Source organism: Pseudomonas sp. BLCC-B112, from assembly GCF_028550695.1.
GTDB lineage: Bacteria > Pseudomonadota > Gammaproteobacteria > Pseudomonadales > Pseudomonadaceae > Aquipseudomonas > Aquipseudomonas danubii.
In genome coordinates, this window is sequence record NZ_JAQQGK010000001.1 from 100,784 (window position 1) to 113,416 (window position 12,633).

Below are 12,633 nucleotides of genomic sequence, written 5' to 3' on the forward strand. Positions count from 1 at the left end.
AGGAGAGAAGTGCATGACGCAAGTCACGGTGAAACAACTGGCCGATGAGGTCAAAACACCGGTAGAGCGCCTGCTGCAGCAGATGCGTGAGGCAGGTCTGCCGCACACCGCCGCCGAGGAACATGTGAGCGACAGTGAGAAGCAGTCGTTGCTGACTCATCTGAAAAGCAGCCACAAGGCGAAAGTGGAAGAACCACGCAAGATCACTTTGCAGCGCAAGACCACCAGCACCCTGCGTGTTGCTGGTAGCAAAAGCATCAGCGTGGAAGTGCGCAAGAAGAAAGTCTTCGTGCAGCGCAGCCCGGAAGAAATCGAAGCCGAGCGTCAACGCGAACTGGAAGAACGCCGCGCAGTAGAAAATGCTGCTCGTCAAAAGGCTGAAGAAGAAGCCAAGCGTCGCGCCGAAGAAGAAACGCGTCGCCAGCCTGCTCCGGTTGCCGAGCCTGTTGCCGCGCAAGCTGCTGCAGCCCCTGCACCTGCGCCTGTGGTCGAAGCTGTGCAAGAAGCACCAGTGGCCGCTCCGGCGCCGGTTGCCGAGCGCAAGAAAGACGAGCAGCGCCGTCCGGACAAGTCTCGCAACGACGACAACCGTCGCAGCGGCGATGGCGAGCGCAAAAACGCTCCTCATCGTGCTTCGGTCAAGGAAAAGGCGCCAGCGCCGCGCGTTGCTCCACGTACCACCGACGAAGAAAGCGATGGCTTCCGTCGTGGTGGTCGCGGCAAGGCCAAGCTGAAGAAGCGCAACGCTCACGGTTTCCAGAGCCCAACCGGGCCAGTGGTACGTGACGTGCAGATCGGCGAGACCATCACTGTGGGCGAACTGGCCCAGCAGATGTCGGTCAAGGCTGCCGAAGTCATCAAGTTCATGTTCAAGCTGGGCACTCCAGCCACCATCAACCAGGTTCTGGATCAGGAAACTGCCCAGCTGGTTGCTGAAGAACTGGGCCACAAAGTGACCCTGGTCAGCGACACTGCCCTGGAAGATTCCCTGGCCGAGTCCCTGAAGTTCGAAGGTGAAGCGGTTGCCCGTGCGCCGGTCGTGACCGTAATGGGCCACGTTGACCACGGTAAGACCTCGTTGCTGGACTACATCCGTCGCGCCAAAGTGGCCGCGGGCGAAGCCGGTGGTATTACCCAGCACATCGGTGCCTACCACGTAGAAACCGAGCGCGGCATGGTCACCTTCCTCGACACCCCAGGTCACGCCGCGTTTACCGCCATGCGTGCCCGTGGTGCCAAGGCTACCGACATCGTGATCCTGGTGGTTGCAGCGGACGACGGCGTGATGCCGCAGACCATTGAAGCCGTTCAGCACGCACAGGCTGCCGGCGTGCCGCTGGTGGTTGCGGTGAACAAGATCGATAAGCCAGGCGCTGATCTGGACCGTATCCGCAGTGAGCTCTCGGTTCACGGCGTGACGTCGGAAGATTGGGGTGGCGATACGCCGTTCGTACCGGTCTCCGCGAAAATGGGTACCGGTGTCGACGACCTGCTCGAAGCCGTTCTGCTGCAGGCCGAAGTACTGGAACTCAAGGCGACTCCTTCGGCCCCAGGCCGTGGTGTCGTGGTGGAATCCCGTCTCGACAAGGGCCGTGGCCCGGTAGCCACCGTGCTGGTTCAGGACGGTACTCTGCGTCAAGGCGACATGGTGCTGGTCGGTTCGAACTACGGCCGCGTGCGCGCCATGCTCGACGAGAACGGCAAGCCAATCAAGGAAGCCGGTCCTTCCATCCCGGTCGAGATCCTCGGCCTGGACGGTACCCCGGACGCTGGCGACGAGATGAGCGTAGTGGCCGACGAGAAGAAAGCCCGTGAAGTGGCTCTGTTCCGTCAAGGCAAGTTCCGCGAAGTCAAACTGGCTCGTGCTCACGCCGGCAAGCTGGAAAACATCTTCGAAAGCATGGGCCAGGAAGAGAAGAAGACGCTCAACATCGTCCTCAAATCCGACGTCCGTGGTTCGTTGGAAGCTCTGCAAGGCGCTCTGAACGGCCTGGGCAACGACGAAGTGCAAGTGCGCGTAGTGGGCGGCGGCGTCGGTGGTATCACCGAGAGCGACGCCAACCTGGCACTGGCCTCCAACGCTGTACTGTTCGGCTTCAACGTGCGTGCCGATGCCGGTGCCCGGAAGATCGTCGAGCAGGAAGGTCTGGATATGCGTTACTACAACGTGATCTACGACATCATCGAAGACGTCAAGAAAGCCCTGACCGGTATGTTGGGCAGCGACGTTCGGGAGAACATCCTGGGTGTTGCCGAAGTTCGCGACGTGTTCCGCTCGCCGAAGTTTGGCGCGATTGCCGGTTGCATGGTCATCGAAGGTGTCGTGCACCGTAACCGTCCAATCCGTGTACTGCGTGAAGACATCGTTATCTTCGAAGGCGAGTTGGAATCCCTGCGCCGCTTTAAGGATGACGCGTCCGAAGTACGTGCCGGCATGGAATGCGGTATCGGCGTGAAGAGCTACAACGACGTCAAAGTCGGTGACAAGATCGAAGTCTTCGAGAAGGTCCAGGTTGCTCGCAGCCTCTAACTCGCGCACTTCAAGAGCCCTGGTGGCCCGTAGCATGTCCATGCACGGCACCGCCAGCGGCCTCTAAACGCAACGCCCGGTCTGGCTCCTGCCAGGCCGGGCGTTTGCCGCTTTCAGACCACACGGGTTTCACCGTGAGGCAGTAACAGGTAACAAGACATGGCAAAAGAATACAGCCGTACCCAACGCATCGGTGATCAGATGCAGCGCGAACTGGCGCAACTGATCCGTCGCGAAGTCAAGGATCCACGCGTCGGCCTGGTGACCATCACCGCCGTGGAAGTCAGCCGCGATGTCGGTCACGCGAAGATTTTCATCACCGTGATGGGCCAGGAAAACGCCGAAGAGATCGCCCAGAGCATCAAGGTGCTGAACTCGGCGGCAGGTTTCCTGCGCATGCAACTGGCCAAGGAAATGAAGCTGCGCAGCGTGCCGCAACTGCACTTCCATTACGACGAAAGCGTCGCCCGCGGGGCGCACCTGTCGGCCCTGATCGAGCGTGCCGTGGCTGAAGACAGCCAGCATGGCGACGCGCCTGCCCCTGAAGACGCCAAGGAGTAAGCGGTGGCTCAGGTCAAGCGTATCCGTCGTAACGTCAGCGGCATCATCCTTCTGGACAAGCCGCTGGGCTTCACCTCCAACGCGGCCCTGCAGAAGGTCCGCTGGTTGCTCAATGCCGAGAAGGCTGGTCACACCGGCAGCCTCGATCCCTTGGCCACCGGTGTGCTGCCGCTGTGCTTCGGCGAGGCCACCAAGTTCTCGCAATACCTGCTCGACTCCGACAAGGGTTACGAAACCCTGGCGCAGTTGGGCAAGACCACCACCACTGCGGACGCTGAAGGCGAAGTTTTGCAGACCCGTGAAGTGACCGTTGGTCGTGCCGATATCGAAGCGGTATTGCCGGAATTTCGCGGCGAAATCAAACAGATACCGCCGATGTACTCGGCCCTCAAGCGTGATGGCCAGCCACTCTACAAACTGGCTCGTGCAGGGGAAGTGGTGGAGCGCGAACCGCGTTCTGTTACTATTGCGCGCTTGGAATTACTCGCCTTTGAAGGCGACACTGCGCGCCTGGCGGTGGACTGCAGCAAAGGCACCTATATCCGCACCCTGGTGGAAGATATTGGTGAAAAGCTCGGCTGCGGTGCTTACGTTGCAGAACTGCGACGGACCCAGGCCGGACCTTTCAGCTTGGCCCAGACGGTCACCCTGGAAGAGCTTGAAGCCGTGCACGCCGAAGGCGGCAATGAAGCGGTAGATCGCTTCCTGATGCCATCGGACAGCGGCCTGCTGGATTGGCCACTGCTGCAGTTCTCGGAGCACAGCGCGTTCTACTGGCTCAATGGCCAGCCGGTACGTGCCCCGGATGCACCGAAGTTCGGCATGGTGCGGGTACAGGATCACAACGGTCGCTTCATCGGTATCGGTGAAGTGAGCGAAGACGGGCGCATCGCGCCGCGTCGACTGATTCGGTCAGAATGACCGGACGAGGGTGGCTGTTAACAGGCACGGTCACTACTCATTTATAGATACAGGGATTTGTCCCTGGCCTGTTGAAACTGTTCTTGAACAGTTTCCTGATATAAGGATTGCCCACATGGCACTCAGCGTTGAAGAAAAAGCTCAGATCGTAACCGACTACCAGCAAGCTGTTGGTGACACTGGTTCGCCAGAAGTGCAAGTTGCACTGCTGACCGCCAACATCAACAAACTGCAAGGTCACTTCAAAGCCAACGGTAAAGACCACCACTCCCGTCGTGGCCTGATCCGCATGGTAAACCAGCGTCGTAAGCTGCTGGACTACCTGAAAGGCAAAGACCTGAGCCGTTACAGCACCCTGATCGGTCGTCTGGGTCTGCGTCGCTAATCAGCGATTGCGCTATGAGGTTGGTTGTTTGCCATGCGTCAGCGGTTTTTCCGCCGGCGTATGGCAGGCTCCCAGCCTCAAGTTTTATCTGCTGCACCGTTTTACCTGGACAATAAAGGCTGGGCCGATTCCCCGCATTGCCCAAGAATTTCGCAAGAATCAAGTTTCCCCAAGAGCCACAAAGAAGGTAGGACACCGTGAACCCGGTAATCAAAAAATTCCAGTTCGGTCAGTCGACCGTAACCCTCGAGACTGGCCGTATCGCCCGTCAAGCTTCCGGCGCAGTATTGGTCACCGTTGACGACGACGTCAGCGTATTGGTGACCGTGGTTGGCGCCAAGCAAGCCGATCCAGGCAAGGGCTTCTTCCCTCTGTCTGTTCACTACCAGGAAAAGACTTACGCTGCCGGTAAGATCCCTGGCGGTTTCTTCAAGCGTGAAGGCCGTCCTTCCGAGAAAGAAACCCTGACCTCGCGTCTGATCGACCGTCCGATCCGCCCTCTGTTCCCAGAAGGCTTCATGAACGAAGTGCAGGTTGTCTGCACCGTGGTTTCCACCAGCAAGAAGACCGATCCGGACATCGCTGCGATGATCGGTACCTCGGCTGCCCTGGCGATTTCCGGCATTCCTTTCGACGGCCCGATCGGCGCCGCTCGCGTGGCTTTCCACGAAAGCACCGGCTACCTGCTGAACCCAACCTACGAGCAACTGGCTGCTTCGAGCCTGGACATGGTTGTGGCCGGTACCGAAGAAGCCGTACTGATGGTTGAATCGGAAGCCAAAGAGCTGACCGAAGACCAGATGCTGGGCGCTGTACTGTTCGCCCACGACGAATTCCAGTCGGTGATCAAGGCTGTCAAAGAGCTGGCTGCCGAAGCTGCCAAACCTACCTGGGACTGGGCTGCTGCCCCAGAAGCCACCGAACTGCTGGGCGCTATCCGTGCCGAGTTCGGCGAAGCCATCTCCCAGGCTTACACCATCACCGTCAAGGCCGACCGTTACGCTCGCCTGGGCGAGCTGAAAGACCAGGTGGTCGCCAAGCTCTCCGGTGAAGAAGGCCAGCCTTCGGCTGCCGACGTCAAAGCTGCTTTCGGCGAGATCGAATACCGCACCGTTCGCGAAAACATCGTTAACGGCAAGCCACGTATCGACGGCCGCGACACCCGCACTGTACGTCCGCTGAACATCGAAGTCGGCGTCCTGCCGAAGACTCACGGTTCGGCCCTGTTCACCCGTGGCGAAACCCAGGCCCTGGTGGTTGCGACCCTGGGTACTGCCCGTGACGCACAGCTGCTGGACACCCTGGAAGGCGAGAAAAAAGACCCCTTCATGCTGCACTACAACTTCCCTCCGTTCTCGGTGGGCGAGTGTGGTCGCATGGGCGGCGCTGGTCGTCGTGAAATCGGTCACGGCCGTCTGGCCCGTCGTTCGGTCCAGGCCATGCTACCAGCCGCTGACGTGTTCCCTTACACCATCCGCGTAGTATCGGAAATCACCGAATCCAACGGTTCCAGCTCCATGGCTTCCGTGTGCGGTGCTTCCCTGGCGCTGATGGACGCTGGTGTACCGATGAAGGCGCCGGTTGCCGGTATCGCCATGGGCCTGGTTAAAGAAGGCGAGAAGTTCGCCGTCCTGACCGACATCCTGGGTGACGAAGACCACCTGGGCGACATGGACTTCAAGGTAGCCGGTACCGCCAAAGGCGTCACCGCGCTGCAGATGGACATCAAGATCAAGGGCATCACCGAAGAAATCATGGAGATCGCCCTGGGCCAGGCCCTGGAAGCTCGCCTGAACATCCTCGGCCAGATGAACCAGATCATCGGTCAGTCCCGTACCGAGCTGTCGGCCAACGCACCGACCATGATCGCGATGAAGATCGACACCGACAAGATCCGTGACGTCATCGGTAAAGGTGGCGCCACCATCCGTGCGATCTGCGAAGAAACCAAGGCTTCGATCGACATCGAAGACGACGGTTCGATCAAGATCTTCGGCGAAACCAAGGAAGCTGCAGAGGCCGCGCGTCAGCGCGTTCTGGGCATCACCGCGGAAGCCGAGATCGGCAAGATCTACGTCGGCAAGGTTGAGCGCATCGTCGACTTCGGCGCCTTCGTCAACATCCTGCCGGGTAAGGACGGTCTGGTGCACATCTCCATGCTGAGCGACGCTCGCGTTGAGAAAGTCACCGACATCCTGAAAGAAGGTCAGGAAGTGGAAGTGCTGGTACTGGACGTGGACAACCGCGGTCGTATCAAGCTGTCCATCAAAGACGTGGCAGCAGCCAAGGCTTCGGGCGTTTAATCGTCCCCTAGCCATACGCTGAACAAGCAAACGCCCCGACTGGTTCGGGGCGTTTTGCTATGTGCGCAAAGGCTCCTGGTTGCCGGCCTTGGGCGCCGGTGCTAGGTTTTAACCCACGCCGGTGTAGCTCAGTCGGTAGAGCAGCGCACTCGTAACGCGAAGGTCGCAGGTTCGATTCCTGTCTCCGGCACCAGTCACTTCAACATCGGCATGCCAGTAGGTCTCATCTAGGCTGCCCGACAATCATCCCCTCGAAACCTAGCGCTACCAACGACATGTATTCGTGCCAACTAATGGCGCGACTGCCGCACCAGTGACAGGCTGTTGGCGAACATTGAAAGGCCGCTGGGATTCATCTTCATTCCCTGTGGCCACGTTGTTATCCTCCAGGCGCATCTCGCGGCTTCTCATGAAATCGTTACGGCATCCTCAAATCCCAGCGGGGGAACTGAGCATTTTTTCTAGAGCGCAATGACACGCCCTGAGGTGGAGGTAACTTCAGCTTCAAATGAGGCTGGTGGTCGGTATGAAGCAGTTTTGGGTCACAGTTGTGTATGCCGGCGTTGGTTTTTGGCTAGGGGCTCACCGCTTGGTTCCCCTATGGTTGATCGTCGTTCTGGCAGTGTTAGGCGCGGGGTTATGTGGAGTCGCCGAGTGGGTCGAGCGTCGAGAAACGCATGGCGAGCGCAAACCATGATGCGAGCCGATCTTCATGAGCTTCTGGTGCTCTCTGCAATGTTTCCCTCCTGGTCGTGGAGGCATGCGGCAGCGCGTCACGTCATTGTGGCCACGGAGGGCTCCGTCATCCGCTTGTACTGGATGTTATGTCTGTAAGAATTTCGCTGCCAACTGTTTGTGCAGCGACTCAATGCTGTGGGTGTATGACGTAGCTTTGGCGGGACGTAAATGGAACAATGGCACATTGTCATCAAGGAGCGTGCAGGGTGAAGAAATGGAAATTGGCGCTACTGGCTATGGTATTTGTGTCTGTAGCTGGTTGTTGGCAGGGCGATTATGCGTTCGAGGGAAAGTATTTCGCCACTGAAGGTGAGGACTGCACGACGCCGTCCAGCGTCACGGATCGGGAGCAATACTTTTTAGATATAACCAAGCAGGTACACAACGGCACAGCACTTTACTCGGCTAAATTTCCAATCGCGGCGCGGGCAGGAGCCCCTATTGTCGCCGCTCAAAGCGTCTCGGCAACAGACGATGATGAGCTTACCTTCAACTTCACCAAGCCAGAGGTGTCGGGGACGTTTTCAGGTAGCCCGGCAGTCGATATTGTCATCACCGTCATTCCTAACAAGAGTAAGGATGGTCATCTTTGGCTCAAAAAGGCAGAGCTCACAAGCGTGAGGAATGGAAAGGTCAACGAAGCTGATCTTCTTGCGAACCTGAGAAGAGCCACAACTATTGGCGAGACAGGTGCCTGTTTGAGGAAAGACAACGACTGACAATGGGCACGGTGGGGCATGTTTCTTTCAAGGGTGAGTATTTGGTGGGTGCTTACCCAATAGCAGGGCACATAGATCATTGCGGGTTATCTTCGAGTCTCCACGCATTGCCATCACTAGAGATATCAATCGATCTTGCCCCTGTTCGCTGGATGTTACGGCGCCCGACAACTCAAATGCTTTCAAAGCCTGAATGACCTTGTCTGATCCGTGGATCACTATCTTGCATTTCGTAAGCGCTGCATCAGCCAGCACCTTTTGCCTATCTGGTGGATTTGCTGAGACCGAGCGCGCCACTGCCGACAAGTATTCTGCATACGCTTCATTCCGCAGCGAATGCCTACGTTTGCTGCGCTCGATCAGAGTGCCAGATGCGAATGCCAAAGCAGCGGCCAGAATGGCGACCAGCAAAGGAATCCAAATGGTCCAGGCCATCGTGCCATGCTCCTAAATAATCAGCGGCTCCAACTGCCGCTCAAGACGGTCAGCCAGTGAGGCGGTTTCTGCTCGATAGCTGGCCAGGCTGTGATGGGCGGCCGTGTCGAAAGGCATCGTGCCGGTGGCCCACTCAAGAAGCCCCCTGGGCTCTGTGCCCGTATGGTTTTGGAAGTCACTGAACCAGATGCCTTGCTGATACCGATGAGAATCGAGGCAATTCTTGCACCGGACGCGCTTTACGTCCGATGTACCAGCGAGGTTGTGGTTGTTCCGACCGCAGGCAGATTTGCCACTTTCATACATGTAGTGCGTGATCATGGTAAACCCTTCAGCTAGGCTTGCTGGCGTTGAGATGCACGTTCAACGCATTCCGCATGTACTGGATGGAGTCTGGCATAGGGTGGCTCTGGCCAGGTTTGGTTTTGCGCTCATGCCTGGAACATTCCCACTTTACTTTCTCTCCCGATTCTTTGGGTGCTGTAGTGGGTGGTTCGACAGTCGCGGTTGAGGCCGCCTCCTGTTTCGATTTGGTTCGAAACAGATCAGGCGCGGCCGTCCGATGTCAATCCGAAGCGTACGGCCGCGCAGCGACTGCTGCCTGTAAGGCTTGTTAGCAGTGGCAGAGGTCAGGCGACTAGCTTGAGCAGATTCTCCAACAGGTCCTTGAGTTCAGCGCGATCTACCCCATTGTCATGATATGTAGAGCGATCAATGATCTGCGTAGCTGTCATTAGCGGCCAGAACTTGTCAATCACATCGTCTGGCTTCATGCCAACTGCCTTGCCGATGATTTTCTTGGCGTCGCAAGTGTCTGTGAACGTAACCCTTTTTCCGCTTTGGGCATCGATCATGTCGGGGCACAAGTAGTTTTCGATTTCACGTTTACGCGTCGAGTAGAACGCTCGTCCCTGTCCCTCGACTTCCTGCTTACGTTTCAAGATGGCTGCAACCTGCTCCGGGCTTCCGCCAACATCGGAGTCCAAAAACACACACCAAGGCAGTCCAAGGTCGTCCGCAAGATTGAGGGTTACCCAATGCTTAACGCTGCCACAGCCACCAATTAGGATCGGGACGATTCCCGCGTCTTCCAAGCTGGATGGGAGGTGTCCCCCTGCTTTGAGGGTATTTGAAGTGTGACGGAGGAAGGTGACGTCGGACTTGCCCTCCACCAGGACGACCCCTTTTGCTCGTTCCATTCCTGTCTCGGGTAGTACGCCTAGACTCTCTGCGGCTTCCGTAAGTACTTCCTTGGTTGGCATTTTTACAATGGGGACGCCTTGTTCGTCTTTGGTTACGTAACGGATGCCGTTGATGGGCATCAGGCCAGCTAACGCAGGGACGTGGGTGGTGACGATGATCTGCCTATTGGTTTGATTGGATAGCTCCAGAAGGGCCTTCATCAACATCATCTGATAGTTGGGGTGCTGTGAGGTTTCCGGCTCTTCGATTGCGTAGATCACGTTGCGTGGGCTACCAGCCACTGCATTTTTTTCGGCCTCAGCTCGGAAGAAGTTCAGCAAAATGAGCCTACGTACCCCGCTGCCGCGTTTATTTATGGGGATGCCATTCTCGCCCTCAAGAGTAAAGCTGAAGCTCCACTTGGGCTTTTCTTTGAAACGGGGAGTCAATTCATTAGCCAACTCTGGAGCCATTTCTCGAAGTTTGTCGAGGGTGCGTCCAGCAACGTCCAACACACTGCTCTCGATCTGCCGCTCTAGCTCACTGATCTGCTCCTGTAGCGCTGCTTGGGCTTCCTTGACCGCCTGCTGTAGAGGGTTCTTGGCCTCGGCATCACCGTCGCTGCTCTCCCTGTCCGCCTTGAAAAGCGCGAATGTTGGCAGCATCGCCTCGATCTTATCCCAAACAGATTTGCCTTCTGTGGACAGTCCCTTACCTACATCAAGAAGTGTCTCTTGGCAGGCAACATCTCCGGCCGCATCGCGAATGGCTTTCCGCCATTGGGATGCCACCCGCTGATCTGCTACTCGATCAGCGATCTCAAACTGTGCGCCGAGCTTTTTCAGTTCGACCATTTTCAGACTGAGTAGGCTAGCGAGCGCTTTATCAGCCGGATGCTCACAGCGGATGGCTGTACTGTCCAGTTTGCCGGTGCTCGCTTTGAACGTTTTGACCACCTCAAGGACGCCAGCCGCATTCAGCAGGTATTCCTGCGATAGCGAGGTGTGTACATTTTCATCCAGCACCAAAGCCTCAGGAAGGTCGTCAAACTCGCAGGCAATCTCGAACTGAGTGTGACCCTCGGCTAGACTGAAGCAGTTCATATCACTCTTGTCGGGTTTGATGTCTGCGCTGTCGAAGAAGATGGCCAGTGCTTCCAGGATGGTCGACTTCCCAAAGTCGTTTCGACCCACAATGCCGGTCATAGATGAATCGATAGGAATGACGGTGGGTGTTCTATAGCCGCGAAAATGACTGAGCTTGACGGTCTTAAGGCGCATCGTGAGATCCCTGATCTGTGTATGTCTTCGTTTCCTTACCAACCGCTGTCAGCCCTCAACGGCAAAAAGTCACGTCCATTCTGCCGGAAGGAAATTTCATCAAGAGGCCTCAGGCATCGATGTGAACCCGAGGCTCCACTGAGCCAGTGGATCTTCGAATCACGACCTGTAGGTAGCTGCGGTGTGGTTAGTCGCTCGGGTGCGTATTGACTATAGGTAGAGGATGGCAAAGCGCCAGGATGAGTACCTTCATGGGAGTCTGAACGGTGGATAGCCTTTGTTTATTTGGCTTGTGTTGTCCGAATTCGACTCCTGTCTCCGGCACCAGTTTTCAACATTCGAATCGTTTGCCGTTGTCCATGATGAGCATGTAACCAAGCCTTCTTGGCGCTGAATGCTTGCCCCTCTAAATGAGCTAATGATCCAGCTGCGCTGAGCTCACTCTTTGCACTGTTAGCTTGTATTAAGTGTTCGGTTAAGTTTGTTCTAGGTTTCTTGTGCTATTTGGTTCGGAAGTTCTTACTGTTTGACGATGTGTATATTAATTTTATTAGGGTGTGCTAGAGGCGTGGTCAAACTATGGTCGTGCTCGCCTGGATTCAATTCGCAGTAATTTATTTTTGGTTGGTTTAAGGTTTTCTGATGAGTTTGAGACTTCTGCTCTGCTAGGTATGCCATCGCTTCATGTTGCGTATACATCGATGGTGTCTGGGAAAAGTAATGCTCATAATGATCTCCTGGAATCATGGAGTGTCCGGTGTGAGCAAGTTGAAATTGGTGTTGGTCGGTGCGGTGTCGCTATCCCTTGCGGCCTGTGAGAAAGCCCCTTCGTATGAGTTCGAGGGAAAGTACTTTGCAATGGAGGGCGAAGCGTGTGCGACTCCAGACAATGCGAAGGATCGTGAGCAATATTATTTGGAAATAACCAAGCAGATACAGGGCGCAAGCGTTTTGTACTCCGCTCATTTTCCCACTGCTGCAACAGCCGGGCTGCCTGTTGTCAGTGCGCAAAACGTCTCTCCCAATAAGGATAATGAACTGACTTTCAATTTTTATGAGCCTAAGTCAAACGTTACGCCTCCGGGGATGACGAAATTTAATATGGTCATTTCTGTTATTCCGAATCAAAGCAAGGAAGGTCATTTGTGGATGACCCGAGCTGAGATGAATATGGCCAAGGATGGGACAGTGAAGAAGTACGATATCTTGGAAAATCTCAGAAGGTTTCTGGACCTTGGCAAGGTAGGGGCCTGCTTGAGAAAAGAATCAATCGCGGGCTGAGTGGGAGCAAGCGTTGGGGGCGGTCGAGTTTGTTCATGGTACGTTTGAGTTCTTCGATCATTTGCGTCTGATCACTGAGGGTTTTCTGTCATTTTCCCGGTAAGGTTGGGATTCTTTTCAGGCGCTCCTGCGTTCTGCGCAGAGTCTTGTTCCTTCAAGGACTCAGCCAGCCGGTGCCTGAGGGTGGCCTGGAAAACCGCGGTTTTTCTGCAATGGGTGCATCAGGTCATATAAATCGTCGCCCAAAGGTCCTATATTCGGTTGCTGTCTGAGTACCAGCATGCTGTTTTCAGATGAT

At 56.2% G+C, this 12,633-nt stretch carries 10 protein-coding genes and 1 tRNA gene; 8 read left to right on the forward strand and 3 right to left on the reverse strand.

Annotated features, from left to right (window positions below; genetic code table 11):
- Positions 1-13: 13 nt before the first annotated feature.
- From infB to PQT43_RS00510, 7 genes are all read left to right on the forward strand, one after another.
- Positions 14-2,530, forward strand: a complete 2,517-nt coding sequence (infB, locus tag PQT43_RS00480) for a translation initiation factor IF-2 (RefSeq protein ID WP_267269362.1) — start codon at positions 14-16, stop codon at positions 2,528-2,530.
- Positions 2,531-2,689: 159 nt separating this feature from the next.
- Positions 2,690-3,091, forward strand: coding sequence for a 30S ribosome-binding factor RbfA (gene rbfA, locus PQT43_RS00485; RefSeq protein ID WP_016967778.1), 402 nt, complete (start codon positions 2,690-2,692; stop codon positions 3,089-3,091).
- 3 nt (positions 3,092-3,094) lie between these two features.
- Positions 3,095-4,012 carry a tRNA pseudouridine(55) synthase TruB gene (gene truB, locus PQT43_RS00490; RefSeq protein ID WP_011059204.1) on the forward strand — a complete coding sequence of 306 codons (918 nt, stop codon included), beginning with the start codon at positions 3,095-3,097 and terminating at the stop codon, positions 4,010-4,012.
- A gap of 115 nt (positions 4,013-4,127) precedes the next feature.
- Positions 4,128-4,397 carry a 30S ribosomal protein S15 gene (gene rpsO / locus PQT43_RS00495; RefSeq protein WP_011059205.1) on the forward strand — a complete coding sequence of 90 codons (270 nt, stop codon included), beginning with the start codon at positions 4,128-4,130 and terminating at the stop codon, positions 4,395-4,397.
- A gap of 197 nt (positions 4,398-4,594) precedes the next feature.
- Complete coding sequence (gene pnp, locus PQT43_RS00500) at positions 4,595-6,700, forward strand: polyribonucleotide nucleotidyltransferase (protein ID WP_041115943.1); 2,106 nt, start codon at positions 4,595-4,597, stop codon at positions 6,698-6,700.
- 117 nt (positions 6,701-6,817) lie between these two features.
- Positions 6,818-6,893: transfer RNA gene (locus PQT43_RS00505), tRNA-Thr, on the forward strand.
- Between the two features lie 751 nt (positions 6,894-7,644).
- Positions 7,645-8,157, forward strand: coding sequence for a hypothetical protein (locus PQT43_RS00510; RefSeq protein ID WP_272753383.1), 513 nt, complete (start codon positions 7,645-7,647; stop codon positions 8,155-8,157).
- A 27-nt stretch (positions 8,158-8,184) separates the two neighbouring features.
- Here PQT43_RS00510 and PQT43_RS00515 read toward each other — a convergent pair whose 3' ends face one another.
- The 3 genes from PQT43_RS00515 to PQT43_RS00525 form a co-directional block, all read right to left on the reverse strand.
- On the reverse strand, positions 8,185-8,592 hold the full coding sequence (locus PQT43_RS00515; protein ID WP_272753384.1) for a hypothetical protein: 408 nt from the start codon (positions 8,590-8,592) through the stop codon (positions 8,185-8,187).
- A gap of 12 nt (positions 8,593-8,604) precedes the next feature.
- Positions 8,605-8,913, reverse strand: a complete 309-nt coding sequence (locus PQT43_RS00520) for a hypothetical protein (protein WP_272753385.1) — start codon at positions 8,911-8,913, stop codon at positions 8,605-8,607.
- Positions 8,914-9,221: 308 nt separating this feature from the next.
- Entirely contained in the window at positions 9,222-11,054 is a 1,833-nt protein-coding gene (locus tag PQT43_RS00525) for an AAA family ATPase (protein WP_272753386.1), read from the reverse strand.
- 759 nt (positions 11,055-11,813) lie between these two features.
- On the opposite strand from PQT43_RS00525, the gene PQT43_RS00530 reads away from it, so the two are divergent.
- A complete protein-coding gene (locus PQT43_RS00530) occupies positions 11,814-12,335 on the forward strand; it encodes a hypothetical protein (RefSeq protein ID WP_272753387.1) in 522 nt (173 codons plus the stop codon).
- Positions 12,336-12,633 lie beyond the last annotated feature (298 nt).